The organism is Rhizobium sp. BK418 (assembly GCF_004341105.1).
GTDB lineage: Bacteria > Pseudomonadota > Alphaproteobacteria > Rhizobiales > Rhizobiaceae > Rhizobium.
The window spans coordinates 541,587-559,940 of record NZ_SLZK01000004.1 but is presented as its reverse complement, the minus strand read 5'-3'; the positions used below and the strand labels follow the sequence as shown (position 1 = coordinate 559,940).

Genomic DNA, 18,354 nt, shown 5'->3' with positions numbered 1-18,354 from the left:
CAGGCTCGCTACGATCCGGGCAGGCTAAGTCCGCCCTGGGCGGAAGGTCAGATATACGATGGTTTGATGTCCGCGCTCACCGTCATCAACAGACAGCCCGCAATTCCGTCACAAACCAGTTAAGGTTGTTGTTGCGGTAATCGTCAACAAGATATATCCCGAGAATGCCACCCGAAATTGTCTTTCGCCGTCGTTTCGACTGAGGTCGAACTTCCAAACCGATCACATCCCGGAGCGATCGAATGCATGTCCAGCCGCAACACCGGATCTATGTCTGCTTCTTTCTCTTCGCTATTTCAATGGGAGCGCTGCTCTCGCGATTGCCTGACCTTCAGGACGCTCTCGGCGTCGACAAGTCCGAACTCGGACTCACGCTGATCGGCGCGGCGATCGGTGCGCTGATTTCCCTTACCTTCGCGTCCCCGCTGATTGCGCAGTTCGGCGCACGCAGGACGGCGTTCCTGACGGTGCTCGGAACATCCGCTCTACTCGCAACAATCCCCTGGGCCAACGCCGCCTGGCTGGTTTTCTTCATTCTTCTCTGCGAAGGCCTCCTCGCAGGCGCACTGGAGATCAATCTCAATGTCGAGATCGACCGTATCGAGGCGCAGCTTGGCCGTGGTGTGATGAACAGGGCGCACGGCTTCTGGAGCCTTGGTTTCTTCCTGACTGCGCTCGTTGGCTCGGCCGTTCGTCAAGCGGGCGTGCCCATGCATCTGCACCTTGCCCTGACATTCACCTTCGTCCTGATCGTCGGCACCGTGGTTATTTCGGGCATCAAGAATGCGCCAGCGCGTGCCGGGGGTGAGCATGTGGAGGGTCCGAGTATTGCGCTGCCGACATGGGGGCTGATGCCGCTCTGCATAATCGGCATCGCCGCCTTTCTCGTGGAAGGCGCCGGTATCGACTGGTCGGCCATCTATATGCGCGACGCCTTCGCAGCCGAGCCCTTTATCGGTGGCCTCGGATTGACGCTCTTTACCTTCTTCATGGCCCTGGCCCGTTTGTTCGTCGACCCGTTTGTCGATCGGTTCGGCGCGCGCGTGGTCGCGACTTTTCTGCTGGTTCTCTCGGTGGCTGGCCTTAGCGCCGTCTGGCTCGCGCCGCACCCCTATGTGGCCCTGTTCGGCTTTGCGCTGATGGGCGCTGGCTGCAGCGCGGTCTATCCGCTCGCCGTTTCCGCGGCGGCACAGCGGACCGATCGGGCGGCGCATTTGAATGTCGCGGCCCTCGGGCAGATGTCCTTCGTCGTTTTCTTCCTGGCGCCGCCGCTCCTCGGCTTTGTCGCTGAACACGCCGGCATCAGGGTCGCATATCTCGTCTGCCTACCCATTATCATTGCGGCTTTGTGCCTCACGAAAGCGCTAAAGCCACGTGGAACCGACTACAAGGCAGGGATCGAGAGTGAAACCAGTCAGGCGGCGCGCGTATAGGTGATCGCCCATGATTGGCTGATCTTAGGATTGGCCGGGTTGGCCAGCAGAACGGCGAACGACGAGCGTACAGGGTAATCTCTCAACACCCGGCTGGACCGTCTCGCCTTTCGACAGGCCGAGGATAGCAAGTCCCGCCCGGTGGCCGAGCTCCTTGAGCTCCATATCGACCGTCGTCAGAGGTGGACGCGTCTGACGTGAGACGACTTCCCAATTATCGAAACCGACGACTGCGATATCGTCGGGGATTGAGATGTTTCTGTCGCGCAACGCATCGATGACGCCGCGGGCGATCTCGTCGCTGCCGCAAAAGATCGCCTCCGGCTTCGGGCCGGAGCGGGAGAAGACGGTTTCGATCGCGGCGTGTCCCCATTCTTCCGACCAGTCGCCGAACATGACCTCGGCCGTCGGCCCGACGAGTTCCTGATAGGCTTCGGCGCGAATACAGGCGGCACGATAATTCTGTTCGCCGGTAATATGCAGGATACGAGACCGGCCAAGGTGCTGGAGATGTCCGACTGCCAGCCGCGCGCCCTGGGCATCATCGGGGTGGAAGCTGACGCTGTGCGACGGTCCCTGCGCGAAAACATAGACTACCGGTATGCGCAGCCTGGTCAATTCGGGGGGCGGCTCCAGATCGATACGCGTCGCCGTAAAGATGATGCCATCGACTTGCCGGTCGAGCAGCGCTTCGAGATGTAGTTTCGCCAATCGTGGGTCGTTGTTGGTCGCACAAAGGAAAAGCGAGACGCCGTGATCGACCAGCACTTCCGATACGCCGCTCGCCATCGGCAAGGTCAAGCGTCCATAAGTATCGTTGGTCAGCATGCCGATCGCATGGCTACGCTTCGTTAACAACCCACGCGCGAGCGCGTTTGGGCGGAATCCAATCTCCTCAGCGATCCGTCTTACCTTTTCGCGCGTCTCGGCATTGGTTCTCCCGGTGCCGTTCAGCGCATTTGAGGCCGTTGAAATGCTCACGCCCGCAGCCTTCGCCACGTCACGGATCGTATGCCGGCCGCTACCAGAGTCCTTCAAATTCGCACCCACTCAACTGGCTTGTTAAAACCTTTTAGCAGAAATAATTTAGTTGCTAAAAGGTTTTAACAAAAACATGACCTTTTAATGCATACAGCCTGTCGACATGAAAAATTTTCTCATCTAACGTCGTCTTTGTCTTGAGGCAGAGGAGCCTCGCATAAGAGAAGGGGAACCGCATGTTACATTTGAAAACCACCATTGCCGCTATTGCGCTGCTGGCGAGCTCTTCTCTCGCCAGTGCCGAAGAAATCACGCTATGGGTGCGGACGTCTTCTGGCGCCGTGCTCCAGGGCCTGGCCGAGAAATACAATGCTTCGCATTCCGACAAGGTTAACGTGACCCAAATCACCGCCGAGCAGATGGTCCCGAAGCTTGGTGCGGCGATTGCGGGTGGTGCAGCGCCCGATGGCGCGGTTCTCGATTTGATCTACCTGCCGACCTTCGCGGCCAATGACAGCCTTGAGGACATCAGCGATTTCGTCAAGAGCCTGCCCTATTCCGCGGCGCTGAGCCCGTCGCATATCCGCCTCGCCACCTATGACGGCAAGGTCTATGGTGTACCGGCGCTGCCCGATGCCTCGATCATCGCCTACAATACCGACCTCTTCAAGAAGGCCGGCCTCGATCCGGACAAGGCACCGGCCTCTCTCGAAGAGATCGCCGCCGACGCCAAGAAGATCCATGCGCTCGACAAGGAAACCTACGGTTTCTACTTCGTCGCCAATTCCGGCAGCTGGTTGATCTATGATTTCCTGCCGCATCTGTGGGCTGCCAACGCCGACGTGCTGAGCGATGACGGCCGCACTGCTACCGTCGACACTCCGGCGATGCGCGACACGATTGCCGCCTATCGCGACATGTGGAAGGAAGGCGCCATCCATCCGACCTCGCGTTCAGGCAATGGCAACAACGCCGTCGAAGCCTTCGCCTCCGGCAAGGTCGGCATTCTCATGACCGGCTCCTATATCGTCAACCTGCTGACCAGCAAGTACCCGGACGTGAAGTTCGCGGTTGCTCCGATCCCTGGCCCGAAGGGCGGCGCATCGAGCTTTGCCGGTGGCGACACCGTGGCGCTCATCAAGGGTATCAGCGAAGGGAAGAAGAAGGTCGCGCTCGACTTCGTGAAATTCTACATGGAGCCCGAGCAGCAGGTCTACATCACCCAGGAATCCGGCATGCCGTCGCGCACGGATCTCGCCAAGGAGGCCTATGCCAAGTTCGACCCACGCAACCTTGTCGCCTATGACATTCTCGCTAAAGCGCGTACGCCCTATACGTTCTCGTCGGATGAATTGTTCGTCAGCCGCACCGGGCCGTTCCTCAACCTGATTCAGGGCACGATCTTCGGCGAAGACGTCGATGGTTCGATCAAGAAGGCGCAGGACGACTTCACCAAAATCCTCGACCGCACCAATCCTTAACTGTGCCCGAAGCGGGGCGGTCTTCCGCCCCGCCGCTTGCGGATTGCCGACGCGCGGTTCTGAAATTTCGAGGAAAAATAGTGGTCGACACGCCGACAACTCATCTCAGACAGCCGGTTTCCGGGGAGCCGGAGCCGAAGGGTTGGCTGGGGCTGGCCTTCATCCTGCCCGGCTTCCTCTTCATCCTGGTGCTGTTTCTCGTCCCACTCGCCATGACTATATGGATGAGCTTCTACAACTGGCCGCTGCTCGGCCGGAAGAAATTCATTGGTTTAGCCAATTACAGCGAACTGCTTGGCGATATGCAGCTCTGGCATTCGCTGGGCTTCACAATGCTCTATACCGTGCTGGTGACGGCGGCTATTTTCGTGGTGGCCTTTCCATTGGCATTACTCGTCGATCGCCCGTTGCGCTCGGCCGGCTTCTTCCGCACCATCTTCTTCATGCCTGTCGTCATCGGCTTTGGTGCCGCCTCCACGCTCTGGATGTGGCTGCTTAATCCCGATAGCGGCGTCTTCACACAGGTTCTGCGCGGCATTGGCCTGATCAGTTCGGCACCGCGTCCGCTCGAAAGCTTCTGGCCGGCGCTGGCCGTGATCATCCTGATGGTTGTCTGGAAGACGGCAGGTTTCACCATGGTCATTCTGCTGACTGGTCTGCAGGGCATTTCCAACGATGTGATCGAGGCCGCCAAGATCGATGGCGCAAGCGTCCTCAGCCGCTTCCGCCGCATTACCCTGCCACTGATGCGCAATTCGCTGGTGCTGGCGCTGGTGCTCAACGTCACCTCCTCCATGCTCGCCTTCGATCAGTTCTTCATCATCACCCAGGGCGGGCCGGAAAACAGCACGATCTCCGCGGTGTTCTCCATCTATCTCGCGTCCTTCTCGTCCTATCGGCTCGGTTATGGTTCAGCACTTTCCTTTGCGCTGTTGGTCGTGCTGGTCGCCATCAGTGCCATCCAATTCGTGCTGCTGCGCGAGCGCCCGGAGGAAGGTTGATGACCCAGCCGACAACAAGCACCAACCCGCGCGGCGGCCAAACGGGCTATCTGCTCTTCCTGCTCGCATCGATCGTGTTTGCGATCTTCTTCATCATGCCGATCGTCTGGTCGCTGGCGAACTCCTTCAAACCAGCCGCAGAAGCGCTCGCTAATCCGGCAGCATTGTTCTCCAAGACTTTCTCGCTGGAGAATTACCGGCGGCTCGAGAATGTCGGCGCCGGTTGGTATGTCTACGCCGCCAACTCGGTGGTGATCGCGATCGGCACGGTCGTGCTGACGGTCGTCGTTTCGGTACCTGCGGGCTACGGCTTCTCAAAGTTCAGATTTCCCGGCCAATCGATCCTCTTCGTGCTGATCATGGCGACGATGATGATCCCATTCCAGTCGATCCTCACACCACTGTTCCTGATCCTGAAGCTCCTCGGGCTGCAGAACAGCCTTGTCGGCTTGGTGCTGATCTATGTCACCTTCCAGCTGCCCTTCTCCGTCTTCATGATGCGCAATGCCTTTGATGCCGTGCCGAAGGCGCTGATCGAAGCGGCTCGCATCGACGGCGCCTCGCAGGCGACGATCCTGCGCCGCATCATGCTGCCGATTGCACTGCCCGGCGTCGCGACGGTGGCGATGTTCGCCTTCCTGAATTCGTGGAACGAGTTTCTGGCCGCCCTCATCTTCCTGTCGGATCAGAACAAGTTCACTCTGCCGATCATGCTGGTAAACGTATCCTCCGGTCTCTACGGCATTATCGACTGGGGCGCATTGCAGGCCGGTATCGCGGTCACCATGATCCCCTGCATCATCCTCTTCCTTCTTCTGCAACGCTATTATGTGCGCGGCCTGACGGCCGGCGCCGTGAAATGAGACGCGGCCCCGTCCGCTCAAGGAGTTTTCATGCCTATCGCCCAGAAATCCCAGTCACGAACCTCGATCGACCGCTACGTTCCAGCCGACCATACACGCGTCGCCTTCAATGGTGGCTTCTGGAAAAGTTGGACAGAAACCGTCCGTGATGTGACGATCCCCACCCAGCATATGCGGCTCGATGAGGAGGGCTTTCTCGAAGTGCTCGACTTCGACAAGCCCGCCGGCCCGCTGGTCCGGCCGATCCAGCCGAGCGGGCTGTCGATGCAGCATTTCTTCGATTCCGATTTCGGCAAATGGATCGAGGCGGCAAGCTACACACTGAAGAACAACCCGAACCCCGATATCGAAGCCAAGATCGACGCGATAGTCGAAAAGCTTGAACACGGCCAGATGGCCGACGGTTACCTGAACAGCTGGTTCATCCGCCGCGAGCCGGAGAAGCGCTGGACCAACTTGCGCGACCTGCATGAAATGTATTCGATGGGCCATCTGCTGGAAGGCGCCGTCGCCTATTACGAAGCAACCGGCAAACGCCGCTTCCTGGACGTAATGATCCGCGCCGTCGATCATATCATCGACACTTTCGGCCGCGAGCCGGGCAAGTTGCGCGGCTATGATGCGCATGAGGAAATCGAGCTGGCGCTGGTCAAACTCTATCGCGTCACCAAAGATCCACGCCACCTCAAGCTCGCCACGTATTTCGTCGACGAGCGCGGTCAGATGCCCTCCTATTATGACGAAGAGGCGCGCAAGCGCGGTGACGATCCGGCCAATTATGTGTTCCACACCTATGCCTACAGCCAGGCGCACATGCCGGTACGCGAGCAGACGCAAGTCGTGGGTCACGCAGTGCGAGCCATGTATTTGTTCTCGGCCATGGCCGATCTCGCCTTCGAAAACGACGACGAAAGCCTGAAAAGTGCTTGCGACCGGCTGTTTGACAATCTGGTGGGACGCCAGCTCTATGTCACCGGCGGCCTTGGCCCGTCGGCGTCGAACGAGGGCTTTACCCGCGAATATGATCTGCCCAACGAAACCGCCTATGCCGAGACCTGTGCGGCTGTGGCGCTCGGCTTCTTCAGCCATCGCATGGCACAGATCGAACTCGACAGCAAGTTCACCGACAAGCTCGAGACAGTTCTCTACAACGGCGCTCTGTCGGGCATCTCGCGAGACGGCGAGCACTATTTCTATGAGAACGTGCTCGAAAGCCACGGCCAGAACCGTCGCTGGAAATGGCACTACTGCCCCTGCTGCCCAACCAATATCGCCCGCTTCATCACCTCGCTGGGTCAATATTTCTACTCGACCAAGGCTGATGGGGTCGCAATTCATCTCTACGGCGAAAACACCGCGGAGCTTTCATTTGGCAATAGCTTCCTGCGCCTGACGCAGAACACGGAATATCCGTGGAACGGTGATGTCAGGATATCGCTTGGTCTAATGCAGCCAAAGCGCTTCACCCTGCGACTGCGCATTCCCGGCTGGTGCCGCGATGCTCACGCTTTCGTCAACGGCGAGGCGGCCAAGCTCGATATTACCAAGGGCTATGCGGCGCTCGAACGCGAATGGAGGGATGGCGACGAGGTTCGCCTCGCCTTCGATATGCCGGTCGATCGTCTCTACGCTCATCCCGCTGCGACAGAGGACAATGGCCGTTTTGCGCTGCGCAGAGGTCCGGTGATTTTCTGCGTCGAGGAAGCCGATCTCGGTACGGAGCCACAACGTCTCAGATTGCCCTCACAGGGGGACATTGTCGCACGCTTCGATGCAACGCTTCTCGGCGGTGCCACGATCCTCGAAGGTGATGCGCTCGAAGCCGATGCATCCGACTGGCAGGAGACGCTCTACCGCACTCAACCGCCGGCGCTGAAGCCGACGCGTTTTCGGGCAATTCCCTACCATCTCTGGGCAAACCGAGAGCCGGGCGCAATGGCCGTCTGGCTGCACGAAAAGTAAGGAGATCACAATGGCACGACTTGAACTGCGCAATGTGATCAAATCCTACGGGATCTACGAAGCTGTGCGCGGCATCAATCTCAACATCGAAGACAACGAATTCGTCGTCTTCGTCGGCCCGTCCGGCTGCGGCAAGTCGACGACCCTGCGCATGATCGCCGGACTGGAACACATCACCGGCGGCGATATCGTCATCGGCGATCAGGTCGTCAACCGGCTTGGCCCAGGAAAACGCGACATTGCAATGGTGTTCCAGAACTATGCGCTCTACCCGCATATGAGTGTCAGGGAAAATATCTCCTTCTGCCTTGAACAGCAGAAACTGCCGAAAGCGGAGATAGACGCGCGCATCAGCCGTGCGGCCGAGACGCTGCATATTACAGAACTCCTGTCGCGACGTCCCGGCCAGTTGTCGGGCGGACAGCGTCAGCGCGTCGCCATGGGCCGTGCCATCGTGCGCAACCCCAAGGTCTTCCTGTTCGACGAGCCGCTGTCCAATCTCGACGCCAAGCTGCGCGTGCAGATGCGCACCGAGATCAAGCGTCTGCACCAATTGCTGCCGACCACAACCGTCTACGTCACCCACGACCAGGTCGAGGCCATGACCATGGCCGACCGCGTTGTCGTGATGAATGGCGGCATCATCGAGCAGGCCGGGCCGCCGCAGGAACTCTATCATCACCCGGTCAGCCAGTTCGTGGCCGGCTTCATCGGCTCGCCGTCGATGAATTTCCTGAATGCAACGCTTGAGGCAGACAGAGACGGACTGATCGTCGTCCTCCAGAACGGCAGCCGCCTTGCCGTTCCGCAGGCACGGGTCTCAGAATATCGGGCGCATGCGGGCAAACCCGTCGTCTTCGGCATCAGACCGGAATCGATTTCAAGCACGACGCCGAAACCAGGTTTTGAAACCTTAGAGGCTAATATCGAGCTGGTGGAGCCGCTCGGACCGGAGACGATGATCTATTTCGACATCGGCCCGGTCAGCATCTGCGCCAATGTCGATCCTGAGAGCAATCCGCGCCCGCGCACGAAAATGCCGCTCTCCTTCAATATGAACCGCATGCATCTTTTCGATCCCGTCGGTGGCAGGTCGCTTTCGGCCTGACGTCCGCGGGTGGCCAAAAGGGGTTCCCTCATTAACCGAGGGGATCGCCGTGATCGCGCACCATTTGTCTCAGACGTGTGAAGACGGCCGGCGACTGGCGCACACCATCATGCTCGAATTCATTCGTCACCCAGGTTCGGACATTTCCGACGTCACGAGCAGTCGCGAGCGACAGTTCGGCATCGACATACATGTCGTCGAAATAGACCGCCGCGGCGACCGGGATCTCGTTCGACACCAGCCGGGCAGGATCGTAAAGCGGCTCGAACCCATCGTAACGTGCCAGCGCTTCAACGGCAGCGCGGAACGGCCGCAATGAACGAATTTCCTCAAACATCCACGGATACATCATCTCGCCGGTGAGATAGAGCGGCCGGCTTGCCTCACTAAATTCGGCGAACTCTGACCGGATGCGTTCCGCCGCCCAACCGGTCGCGCCGTTGCCCTGCCCATAAATGCTCTCCTGCAGGACGACAAACATCGGGTTCCCGTCATAGGACGTCAGCGATGTGATCGAAGCCAGGAATGCATCGGAAAAACGGGTTTCCTCCGGATCGGAAAATGCCTCATCGACCAGCCAGTGCACATTCTCGTATCCTGGTGCCATGCCGAAATCGATGCCGATGGTCTGTAACCGGCGCACTGTCAGGCGATCACCATCCGGAAGCCGTACATCATCGGCGGCAATACGCTCGGCGATACGCGTGATCCGGTTGCGATCAGCCGGATAGCGCTGATAATATTCCCGGTTCTTGGCCGCAACACGCGGATAGGTGCGGCGATAGACATCATCGGCCGTTGCCGAAAGCCCGGCCAATCCGCCGGTGACATAACAGGCGGCCAGTCCCTCCGGCGCCTCGGACAGATAGGTCAGCGTCAGGAAGCCGCCATAGCTCTGACCAAGGGTCTCCCAGCGCACCCCGCCGAACACGGTCTTCCGGATATGCTCGCAATCGGCGATGATGCTGTCGGCGCGAAAATGGCTGAGATACTTAGCACCGGCCTTCCCGTCCGCAAATGCTGCCACGGTGGCGCTCTCGATGCGGGTGCTCCGGCCGGTGCCGCGCTGATCGAGCAGCACGACACGGTAATTTTTAAGTGCTTCACCCAACCAGGACGGTCCACCACCCACCGGACGTGGCGACTTGCCGCCAGGACCGCCCTGCAAAAACAGCAGGAAAGGCAGCTTTTCCTGTTTTCGGGCGGGGTCACAGACCTCGCGTGCGAAGACTTTGATCGCTGTGGCATCAGGCCTTTTCCAGTCGAGCGGCACGTCGACGAGATGGTCGCGGATATGAACGCCGGGGATCGTGTATTCGCTGACGAGCATAATCAAATCCTGTAGATTGTTTGTCGACACAGTGCCTACAATTGCCCTATGCTGGAATCAAGCATTCAATTTCGGCAAAATTTACGGATAGATAGCGTGTCTCTTGCAGCCTGGTCCCATCCCGTCGCAGCCATTACTGACGAAGAACGGCATGCGCGCCTGTCGCGCCTGCGCGAACGCATGCAGGTGAGCGGCATCGCCGCCACTCTGCTCGGCCCAACCGAAAGCTTACGCTATTTCACCGGCCTCGTCTGGCACCTGAGCGAACGGCTGCTTGGCGCGGTCGTGACTGATGACAAGCTGATTTATATCGTTCCCGGTTTCGAGCGCAGCCGCGTCGAAACGCTGCCGCATCTGCCGGGTGATATCGCCGTCTGGGAAGAGGAGGAAAACCCGGCAGCACTCGTCTCGCGGCTCGTCGGGTCGACAGGCAAACTCGCTCTCGACGATGCGTTGCCGCTTGCCTTCTATCATGCCTTCACGGCACAGATGGGCGCAACACGTCTCGTGGATGGCGGGCCTGTCATCCGGGCCCTGCGTGCCATCAAATCGTCAGCGGAAATCGCCCTCATCCGATATGCGATGGGCCTTACGCTGGATATCCACCGCAAGGTCCGCGACACACTCACGCCCGGTACAGCCGCGTCCGACGTGGTGCGCTTCATCGACCAGCAGCATCGCGCGGCAGGCGCGGATGGTGGCTCGAGCTTCTGCATCGTCTCCTTCGGGGGAGCGACCGCGCTGCCGCACGGCGCAGACGGCGAACAGATCCTGCAGGCGGGCGATGTCATTCTCGTCGATACAGGCTGCCGCCTCGATGGCTATCATTCCGATCTGACCCGTACCTACATGCTGGAAGGAGATAATAATGCGTTCGAACGCGCCTGGGCGATCGAGCGCGAGGGGCAGCAGGCCGTATTCGACGCAGCAAAACTCGGCGCGCCCTGCGAAAGCCTTGATGCGGCCGCCCGCGACAAGTTTGCCCACCACGGCCTCGGTCCGGACTACCGCCTGCCCGGCCTGCCGCATCGCGCCGGCCACGGTCTCGGCCTCGACATCCATGAAGCGCCTTACATCGTCCGAGGCAACCAGACGCCGCTGGCACCGGGCATGTGCTTCTCGAACGAGCCTATGATCGTCTTCCCCGGTGCATTCGGCGTCCGCCTCGAAGACCATATTCATATGGGCGAAGACGGCGCGCATTGGTTCACGACACCGGCGGCCAATCCCTACGCGGTCTGAGTCTTTCACGCATAAGCTCGACGAACTCAGCTGACGCCGCCGATCCCTAGGAGCGGACGGTGTCAGGCATCAAGTGCAGCCAATATCTGCCTCGACCACCATAGGTCGATCATGGATGAAACGATTCTGCGGCGGGAACCGCTCGTTATCGCAGGGCCGCTGTTTCGATCCCATTTTCTTCCGCGCCCTGTCATCCCGACATAGCGATTGGTGTCATAAAAATTGCGCCGCTTACACAAAAGCGTCACTGATAACAGCTATGTTAAAGTCATCCGAATGAATTTAGGATTCATCCGAATGATTGAGGAACAACATTCGATCGACGCGAGATCGCGGTCGGGCCAATGGCAGATCGTCGAGAAACAGATCAATAGGGATATTGCTTCGGGTGCCCTTCCACCCGGAAGTCGGCTGCCAACCGAAGCCGAGATCATGGAGCAGTTCAAGGTCGGCCGTCATAGCGTTCGACGGGCGATCGCCGAGTTGGCCTCTGCCGGCAAGGTGCGGGTTGAGCAGGGTCGCGGCACCTTTGTGGAAGAGCATTCAGTCCTCACCTACAATATCGCCCGGCGAACACGTTTCCGCAAAAATCTCCTGGAACAGGGGCGCGTGCCCTCCGGCCAGCCGGTCTCGGAGTCTGAGATCGCTGCGCCACCCGGCGTCGCCGCGGCGCTGAAGCTTCCCGAAGGTGCAAAGGTCTATATGATCGCCCGGCGTGGCTTTGCCGACGATGTGCCGATCAGCCTCAGCCACTCCTACCATCCGGTCGAGCGCTTCCCTAACATGCATCTGCGCCGCCGCGCAGGGGAATCCGTCACCAGCATCTACGCTGCCTTCGGCATCCCCGATTATGTCCGGCAGACCACGATGATCCTCACCCGTCGCGCGATCGGCGATGAAGCGCAGCTTCTCGCCCAGTCGCCGCAGCAGCCGGTGCTGGTCGTCCAAAAGACCGACGTCGACATGGAAGGCCGGCCAATCGCCTATTCTGAGACGGTCTGGGCCGGAGAGCGCGTGCAATTCAGCATTGACAACGGGCCGGAGGATCGCGTCGCGACCACGGCGAAAGGACAGGACGATGAATGACACCATGGAAGCCGGCGCGCCCCCTGCCAGCTTCAGCCATGCAAGCATGCTCGACATACTTGCCAGGGCCGATGCCGAAGGAATCAAGGCAGTTGCAGAGGATTTGCTCGATGAACTCGGGCCGGTGGAGGTTCTCTTGAACCGCACCGGCCTTGCGATGTTGCCCTATATCGACACCGTCCAGAACACCGCTTTCCACCTCGGCGAGGTGCTGATGGCCGAAGCCCATATCCGCCTGCCGGCTCATGGCACAGAGGGTTATGGCGCTGTCGTCGGACGCGATCTCGAACATGCGATGGCCATGGCGGTCATCGATGCGAGCTTCGCGAGTGATATCGGCAAGGCTGGCATCGTGAATTTCCTGACAAGCGAACAGAGCCGTCAGACACAGGATGACGATATCAGGCTGCGCAAGGTCGAGGCGACGCGCGTGCGGATGGAGACCTTCTGATGAACCAGACCTTGCTCCTTCCGACCATTGAAGACATGCGCACCAACGCGACATTCGATGCGCTGATGTGGGCGCTTGCCCGCCCCGGCCGCGCCCAGCCTCTACCCTTTCCGGGTCTGCTCGCGCTGGCCGAAAGCCTGCTCGACCGCGAGTGCAGCTTCTTCTGCTTCGATGAAAGACTGAAGGCCGAGATTGCCAGGACCGGCGCGAATGCCGTTGCCCTGCCGGAGGCCGAATATGTTTTCGCATCGCTCGGTGGTCCTGCAGAGATTTCTACCCTGTCGGTGATGCTGGGTGGCAACCTCCTCTATCCCGATGCCTCGGCGACGATTTTCGCTGAAGCGCAGATCGGCTCGGGGACGATGCTTCGCCTCACCGGCCCTGGCGTCAATGGTTCCATCGATATCATGATTGGCGGCGTCCATTCGGATTTCTGGGCACTGCGCGCCGAAGCCATCCGTTATCCCCTCGGCTGGGACATTTATCTTGCCGACGGCGCAAGCCTTATCGGCATTCCCCGCTCCACGAAGATAGAGGTGCTCTGATGGCCTATGTTGCAACACGTGGCGGCGAACACGCCATTGAACAGTCCGAGCGTCTCTATCGCGAAGAGCTTGGGCAGATCGACAAGACCCGCGTCGACGCGATCGGCGAGAGCCTTCCCTATCTCGTCGACCGCGTCATGGGCGAGGCTTCTCTGTATGCGCCTGAACTTGCCGCACTTGCGCTCGCCCAGTCCGGCGGCGATCTCTATGAGGCGGTATTGCTGCTGCGTGCCTATCGCACGACCCAGCCGCGCCTGACGATCGCCGAGCCGGTTTGCCAGCAGGATCTCTTCACGGTGCGGCGTATTTCGGCCGCCTTCAAGGATATTCCGGGCGGCCAGATCCTGGGACCAACGCTCGACTACTCGCACCGGCTGCTGAATGTCGACGTCTTGAATGGAGCGACTTTTATTCCCGAACCTGTGGAATCTGCGGACAAGCCGGCACCCGCCACGCAGCCCTCGCTGACTGACTGGCAGAAGGCGCAGGGCTTGATCGCCGAAACGCCGACCAAGGACATACCGCTTGACGAGATCCCCGACGTAACGCGTGAGCCGCTACTCTTTCCGGCGAGCCGCGCCCACAAGCTGCAGAGCCTGGCACGCGCCGATACCGGTGGCACGCTGGCGCTCGGCTACTCGACCATGCGCGGTTATGGCAGTGTACATCCGACCGTCAACGAGCTCAGGCTCGGCGAGGCCAAGGTCCGTATCCGCCATCCCCGCGGTACGCTCTTCAGTGCCGGACGCGTGCGCGTCAGCCAGAGCGAGGTCATCTCCAAGAGCAAAGGGCTGGAACTCGGCTTTTCTGCCACCTTCGGCTGGAATGAGGTCAAAGTGATCGCCGCCGCCTCGCTCGATCTTGCCTCCAACCAGCCAAACCCGCATCCGGCGTCGAACGAGGAGTTTATCCTCTACCATACGGAACCCGTCGAAAGCTCGGGCTTCTGCATTCACTTCAAGCTGCCGCATTACGTGACCTTCCAGTCGAGCCTCGATGCGATCAGGCGCGTGAAGGCCGACAAAGCGAATGAAACCAGCGCGCCGCAGGACGGCGCGGTCAAGCAGGCCGAACTCGAAAAGGCAATGCCGTGAAACTCGATCAACTGACAAAACCCTGGGCGGCCTTCACCTACGGCTTCCTGGATGAATCCGCCAAGCGCGAGATGCGCCGCCGCATCCTGAAAGCCATTGCCATTCCCGGTTATCAGGTCCCCTATGCAAGCCGCGAAGTGCCGATCGCTCGTGGCTGGGGAACGGGCGGCCTGCAGGTGACGCTGACGCTCCTGAAACCCACCTCGATCGTCAAGGTCATCGACCAGGGCGCCGACGATTCCGTGAATGCCAGCAGCATCCGCAAATTCCTGCGCCGCGTCAGCTCGGCCAAGGAGACGCTGGACACGCTGGAGGCGGATATCATCCAGTCGCGCCACCGCATTCCGGAGGAGAAGCTGCGTGAGGACCAAATCCTCGTGTTGCAGGTTCCCAATCCCGAACCGTTGCGGCCCGTCCAGCCGGACATGTCGGAAGCGCGCATCATGCATGGCGACGCCGATTATGGTCAGCTCTGGCTGACGCTTTACGAGCAGCTCGTGCGCTCGGGCCGCATCATGCAAGGTTCCAGCTATCCCAGCATGGTCAACGGCCGACATGTCATGACCCCGTCACCGATCCCGCGCTGGGACGTGCCGAAGATGAACCAGGCGGCAAACCTCACCATCCTTTCGGCCGGCCGCGAAAAACGCATCCATGCCGTCCCGCCCTATACGCGCGTCGAGCCGCTCGTCTTCGACGACGTGCCCTACCGGGTCGAGGATCATGCTGACAAGATTTGTCATCGTAGCGGCGTAACAGGCTATTTCATGAACGAGCTGCCGCAGGACGACGGCTCATCGAGTTTCGAAGTCTCCGACAGCCAGTATGGCGTCAAGCATATCCGCAAGCGGGATGGTGAGACCGTTGCTATCGGCGAAACCTATTACAAGCAGGGGAGGATCGAGCAATGACCGCCGTAAATTTCTCCGCCTCCGATCCCTCTGCCTCGATGCGCCAACCACCTCGGCTGATGCTGTCCTCTCCCATCCTGGCGATGAACGGTATCCGCAAGAGCTTCGGCGATGTCCAGGCGCTGCGAGGCGTCGATGTTACCGCCTATCCGGGCGAAGTGCTCGGCATTGTCGGCGAATCCGGTTCCGGCAAGTCGACCCTGCTCAGGATGATGAACCTCGAAGACAGGCCAGATAACGGTGAATACCGGCTAGCGCTTCCCGGCCGTGAGGACCTCAATCTCTTCACGCTCGACCGTTTCGAGCGGCGAATGCTGCGGGCGCGCCATATCGGCATCGTCTACCAAAACCCGCATCTTGGCCTCAGGATGAACCACACGAGCAGCGGCAATGTTGCCGAACGGCTGCTGATTGCCGGCGAGCGGAATTTCGCCATTCTTCGTGCACGCGCGAAAGACGCGCTCGATGCCTCGGAATTTCCGGCCGCGCGCATGGATGCCCGCCCCGCGGAACTCTCCGGCGGCATGCAGCAGCGCGTGCAGCTTGCGAAGGCAATCGCGCTCGAACCTGCGCTCCTGCTGCTCGACGAGCCGACAACAGGCCTCGATGTTAGTGTTCAGGCGCTGGTCCTCGACACGCTGAAGCGTCTGCAGCGCGAGCGCCGTATCACCATCGTCATCGTTTCGCATGATCTCGGTGTTATCCGCACCATGGCGGATCGTGTGATGGTGATGCGCAACGGCGAAGCCGTGGAGGAAGGCCTTGCTGATCAGATCTTCCAGGATCCGCAGCATGAATATACGCAGCAGCTCGTGCATGCGAAGCTTTGACAGGAGACTGACCCGGTGAACATGCATACACATCCTGCCACCGCAGCGCAGACGATCCTTTCAGTTCAGGGATTGGCGAAGCATTTCGAGATGCATCATCTCAAGCGCACGCTCCATGCCTTCGACAAGGTTGATTTCGAACTGCATGAGGGCGAATTCATCCTGCTGACAGGCGAAAACGGCGCAGGCAAATCGACATTGCTGCGCACGCTTTATCGCTCCTACATACCGCGGGCGGGCCACGCCTATTATCACACCCGCGAAGGGGTCATCGACCTGACGGTTGCAGCCGATGTCGATATAGCCTTTCTGCGCAAGCGGGAGATCGGCTTCGTGACGCAGTTCCTGCAGGCGCGTCCGCGTGTGGCTGCCGAAGAGCTGGTCGCTGAGCCGCTGCGGCTTGCCGGTCGGCCTTACGGCGAAGCGATCGACGAGGCCCGCCGATGGCTGTCCGCCTTCGGCGTCAAGCCCGACCTCTGGGCCGCCTACCCCTCCACCTTCTCTGGCGGCGAACAGCAAAAGGTCAATCTGGCGCGTGCGCTCATCCTGCCGCAACGGCTTCTGTTTCTCGACGAGCCGACCGCCTCGCTCGACAAGAATGCCCGCCGCGCCCTCGTTGCCCGCCTCGCTGAGCTGAAAGCTGCTGGCGTTGCGATGATTGGCGTTTTTCACCACCCCGACGACGTCGCGGATCTCATTGACCGCGAAATCAGTCTTCACACCCGACAGATCCAAGATGGAGCATATGATGTGGCTGAGTGATTTCGAAATCGTACTGCGCGATAGAACCATACCGCGCGGCGCAGTCCGGATCGAAGATGGTTTCATCGCCGACGTCAGGGAAGATCCGGTGGCCTCAGCCGATATCAACGGCGGTGGCAGGCTGCTGCTTCCTGGCTTCATCGACATGCACGGCGATATGATCGAACGCGAGATTGAGCCTCGGCCGAATGTGCGCTTCCCACTGGAACTCGGCATCTTCGAACTCGATAAGAAGCTCGCCGGCAACGGCATCACCACCGCATACGCGGCTTTGTCCTTCCATGCCAATAGCGGCTACGGACACATTCGCTCGGAAGAACATTCGCGCTCGATCATCCAGACACTCGTCGAGCTCCGGAAGAACGATCTTCTGATCGACCACAGGGTTCATGCGCGCTTCGAAATCACTTTCACTCATGCCCGAGTCGTGATCGAGGATCTGCTGCGGGCCGGTGCGCTCGATCTCGTCTCGCTGATGGACCATACGCCGGGTCAGGGCCAGTACCGCGATGTCGAGCGGCATATCGAGACGATCGCGCGCAACAACAAGATCACGATCGAACAGGCTGCCCATCGCGTGCGCGAACGCATGGAAAACCGCGCCCAGAACAATGACGCGGTCGACAATCTTGAAGGCATTGCAGCAACGGCCCGAGACCACGGCGTCATCATTGCCTCCCACGACGATGATAGCATCGAGAAAGTCGTGATCGTCGAAGGGCTGGGTGCACGCATCAGCGAATTTCCGGTGACGATGGCCGCAGCACAAGAGGCCCGCAAGCTCGGACTTGCAACGGCCATGGGCGCACCGAACGCGCTTCGCGGTCTGTCCTATTCAGGCAACCTTTCTGCACGCGAGGCCTATGAACGCGGCGTTCTCGATATCCTGGCAAGTGATTATCATCCCTCCGCCATGCTTCCGGCGGCGATCGCGCTCGCCGAAGCTGGATCGGGCGGGTTGGCGGCTTCTGTCGCGCTGGTCAGCGCCAACCCCGCCCGAGCGCTCGGGCTTATGGACCGGGGCGCAATCGAAGTCGGGCTTCGTGCCGATCTCGTCATCGCCGAGCATGGCCGCCTTCCGCGGGTACGAGCCACCTTCTGCCGGGGCAAGCAGGTTTACTCAGACGGAATTGTCCGGCGATTTCAACGGGCTGCGTAAGTGGCCTGATGCAGCAAGGCGTCACGCGCTCTCCTGCGACAAAATACATCCGGAAATTCCGGATGTATTACTTGATAGAAATAGCGTAACTATCGGCAAATATTGAGAAATTACT

At 59.9% G+C, this 18,354-nt stretch carries 17 protein-coding genes; 15 read left to right on the top strand and 2 right to left on the bottom strand.

Annotated elements, in window-relative coordinates; all coding sequences use genetic code 11:
* The first annotated feature begins 242 nt into the window (after positions 1 to 242).
* Positions 243 to 1,433 carry an MFS transporter gene (locus EV281_RS19440; RefSeq protein WP_132655259.1) on the top strand — a complete coding sequence of 397 codons (1,191 nt, stop codon included), beginning with the start codon at positions 243 to 245 and terminating at the stop codon, positions 1,431 to 1,433.
* Positions 1,434 to 1,457: 24 nt separating this feature from the next.
* Here EV281_RS19440 and EV281_RS19435 read toward each other — a convergent pair whose 3' ends face one another.
* Positions 1,458 to 2,471, bottom strand: coding sequence for a LacI family DNA-binding transcriptional regulator (locus EV281_RS19435; RefSeq protein WP_132655257.1), 1,014 nt, complete (start codon positions 2,469 to 2,471; stop codon positions 1,458 to 1,460).
* A gap of 179 nt (positions 2,472 to 2,650) precedes the next feature.
* Between EV281_RS19435 and EV281_RS19430 the strand changes: the two genes are divergently transcribed.
* The 5 genes from EV281_RS19430 to ugpC all read left to right on the top strand — a co-directional run bounded on the left by EV281_RS19430 (position 2,651) and on the right by ugpC (position 8,829).
* On the top strand, positions 2,651 to 3,895 hold the full coding sequence (locus EV281_RS19430; protein WP_132655255.1) for a sugar ABC transporter substrate-binding protein: 1,245 nt from the start codon (positions 2,651 to 2,653) through the stop codon (positions 3,893 to 3,895).
* An 80-nt stretch (positions 3,896 to 3,975) separates the two neighbouring features.
* Positions 3,976 to 4,896 (top strand): sugar ABC transporter permease, encoded by a 921-nt coding sequence (locus EV281_RS19425; RefSeq protein WP_132655253.1) that lies wholly within the window; start codon positions 3,976 to 3,978, stop codon positions 4,894 to 4,896.
* Positions 4,896 to 5,759: a carbohydrate ABC transporter permease gene (locus EV281_RS19420; RefSeq protein ID WP_132655251.1), complete on the top strand. Its 864-nt coding sequence runs from the start codon at positions 4,896 to 4,898 to the stop codon at positions 5,757 to 5,759. Before EV281_RS19425 ends, EV281_RS19420 begins: the two co-directional genes overlap by 1 nt.
* Before the next feature lie 30 nt (positions 5,760 to 5,789).
* The gene (locus EV281_RS19415; protein WP_132655249.1) at positions 5,790 to 7,721 is read left to right on the top strand and encodes a beta-L-arabinofuranosidase domain-containing protein; all 1,932 of its coding nucleotides are present in this window, start codon (positions 5,790 to 5,792) and stop codon (positions 7,719 to 7,721) included.
* A 10-nt stretch (positions 7,722 to 7,731) separates the two neighbouring features.
* A complete protein-coding gene (gene ugpC, locus EV281_RS19410) occupies positions 7,732 to 8,829 on the top strand; it encodes a sn-glycerol-3-phosphate ABC transporter ATP-binding protein UgpC (RefSeq protein WP_132655247.1) in 1,098 nt (365 codons plus the stop codon).
* 31 nt (positions 8,830 to 8,860) lie between these two features.
* On the opposite strand, the gene EV281_RS19405 is transcribed toward ugpC, so the two are convergent.
* The gene (locus EV281_RS19405; RefSeq protein WP_132655245.1) at positions 8,861 to 10,159 is read right to left on the bottom strand and encodes an alpha/beta fold hydrolase; all 1,299 of its coding nucleotides are present in this window, start codon (positions 10,157 to 10,159) and stop codon (positions 8,861 to 8,863) included.
* 96 nt (positions 10,160 to 10,255) lie between these two features.
* On the opposite strand from EV281_RS19405, the gene EV281_RS19400 reads away from it, so the two are divergent.
* The 9 genes from EV281_RS19400 (at position 10,256) to EV281_RS19360 (ending at position 18,239) form a co-directional block, all read left to right on the top strand.
* A complete protein-coding gene (locus EV281_RS19400) occupies positions 10,256 to 11,401 on the top strand; it encodes a Xaa-Pro peptidase family protein (protein ID WP_245508312.1) in 1,146 nt (381 codons plus the stop codon).
* 297 nt (positions 11,402 to 11,698) lie between these two features.
* Entirely contained in the window at positions 11,699 to 12,487 is a 789-nt protein-coding gene (gene phnF / locus EV281_RS19395) for a phosphonate metabolism transcriptional regulator PhnF (protein WP_132655241.1), read from the top strand.
* On the top strand, positions 12,480 to 12,938 hold the full coding sequence (locus EV281_RS19390; RefSeq protein WP_132655239.1) for a phosphonate C-P lyase system protein PhnG: 459 nt from the start codon (positions 12,480 to 12,482) through the stop codon (positions 12,936 to 12,938). Before phnF ends, EV281_RS19390 begins: the two co-directional genes overlap by 8 nt.
* Positions 12,938 to 13,483, top strand: a complete 546-nt coding sequence (gene phnH / locus EV281_RS19385; RefSeq protein WP_132655237.1) for a phosphonate C-P lyase system protein PhnH — start codon at positions 12,938 to 12,940, stop codon at positions 13,481 to 13,483. Before EV281_RS19390 ends, phnH begins: the two co-directional genes overlap by 1 nt.
* Positions 13,483 to 14,577 (top strand): carbon-phosphorus lyase complex subunit PhnI, encoded by a 1,095-nt coding sequence (locus tag EV281_RS19380; RefSeq protein ID WP_132655235.1) that lies wholly within the window; start codon positions 13,483 to 13,485, stop codon positions 14,575 to 14,577. Before phnH ends, EV281_RS19380 begins: the two co-directional genes overlap by 1 nt.
* Positions 14,574 to 15,488, top strand: a complete 915-nt coding sequence (locus tag EV281_RS19375; RefSeq protein WP_132655233.1) for an alpha-D-ribose 1-methylphosphonate 5-phosphate C-P-lyase PhnJ — start codon at positions 14,574 to 14,576, stop codon at positions 15,486 to 15,488. Before EV281_RS19380 ends, EV281_RS19375 begins: the two co-directional genes overlap by 4 nt.
* Positions 15,485 to 16,318, top strand: a complete 834-nt coding sequence (locus EV281_RS19370) for an ATP-binding cassette domain-containing protein (RefSeq protein WP_132655231.1) — start codon at positions 15,485 to 15,487, stop codon at positions 16,316 to 16,318. Before EV281_RS19375 ends, EV281_RS19370 begins: the two co-directional genes overlap by 4 nt.
* 21 nt (positions 16,319 to 16,339) lie before the next feature.
* Positions 16,340 to 17,080: an ATP-binding cassette domain-containing protein gene (locus EV281_RS19365; RefSeq protein WP_132655456.1), complete on the top strand. Its 741-nt coding sequence runs from the start codon at positions 16,340 to 16,342 to the stop codon at positions 17,078 to 17,080.
* Positions 17,067 to 18,239 (top strand): alpha-D-ribose 1-methylphosphonate 5-triphosphate diphosphatase, encoded by a 1,173-nt coding sequence (locus tag EV281_RS19360; RefSeq protein WP_132655454.1) that lies wholly within the window; start codon positions 17,067 to 17,069, stop codon positions 18,237 to 18,239. The genes EV281_RS19365 and EV281_RS19360 overlap by 14 nt, the downstream gene beginning before the upstream one ends.
* Positions 18,240 to 18,354: the final 115 nt, after the last annotated feature.

What these genes read in the sequence shown, in the direction of transcription:
- EV281_RS19420 (WP_132655251.1), top strand. Translation starts at nt 4,896, where the DNA reads ATGACCCAGCCGACAACAAGCACCAACCCGCGCGGCGGCCAAACGGGC.
- EV281_RS19380 (WP_132655235.1), top strand. Translation starts at nt 13,483, where the DNA reads ATGGCCTATGTTGCAACACGTGGCGGCGAACACGCCATTGAACAGTCC.
- EV281_RS19405 (WP_132655245.1), bottom strand. Translation starts at nt 10,159, where the DNA reads ATGCTCGTCAGCGAATACACGATCCCCGGCGTTCATATCCGCGACCAT.
- EV281_RS19430 (WP_132655255.1), top strand. Translation starts at nt 2,651, where the DNA reads ATGTTACATTTGAAAACCACCATTGCCGCTATTGCGCTGCTGGCGAGC.
- ugpC (WP_132655247.1), top strand. Translation starts at nt 7,732, where the DNA reads ATGGCACGACTTGAACTGCGCAATGTGATCAAATCCTACGGGATCTAC.
- EV281_RS19440 (WP_132655259.1), top strand. Translation starts at nt 243, where the DNA reads ATGCATGTCCAGCCGCAACACCGGATCTATGTCTGCTTCTTTCTCTTC.
- EV281_RS19360 (WP_132655454.1), top strand. Translation starts at nt 17,067, where the DNA reads ATGTGGCTGAGTGATTTCGAAATCGTACTGCGCGATAGAACCATACCG.
- EV281_RS19390 (WP_132655239.1), top strand. Translation starts at nt 12,480, where the DNA reads ATGAATGACACCATGGAAGCCGGCGCGCCCCCTGCCAGCTTCAGCCAT.
- EV281_RS19365 (WP_132655456.1), top strand. Translation starts at nt 16,340, where the DNA reads ATGCATACACATCCTGCCACCGCAGCGCAGACGATCCTTTCAGTTCAG.
- EV281_RS19415 (WP_132655249.1), top strand. Translation starts at nt 5,790, where the DNA reads ATGCCTATCGCCCAGAAATCCCAGTCACGAACCTCGATCGACCGCTAC.
- phnF (WP_132655241.1), top strand. Translation starts at nt 11,699, where the DNA reads ATGATTGAGGAACAACATTCGATCGACGCGAGATCGCGGTCGGGCCAA.
- phnH (WP_132655237.1), top strand. Translation starts at nt 12,938, where the DNA reads ATGAACCAGACCTTGCTCCTTCCGACCATTGAAGACATGCGCACCAAC.
- EV281_RS19370 (WP_132655231.1), top strand. Translation starts at nt 15,485, where the DNA reads ATGACCGCCGTAAATTTCTCCGCCTCCGATCCCTCTGCCTCGATGCGC.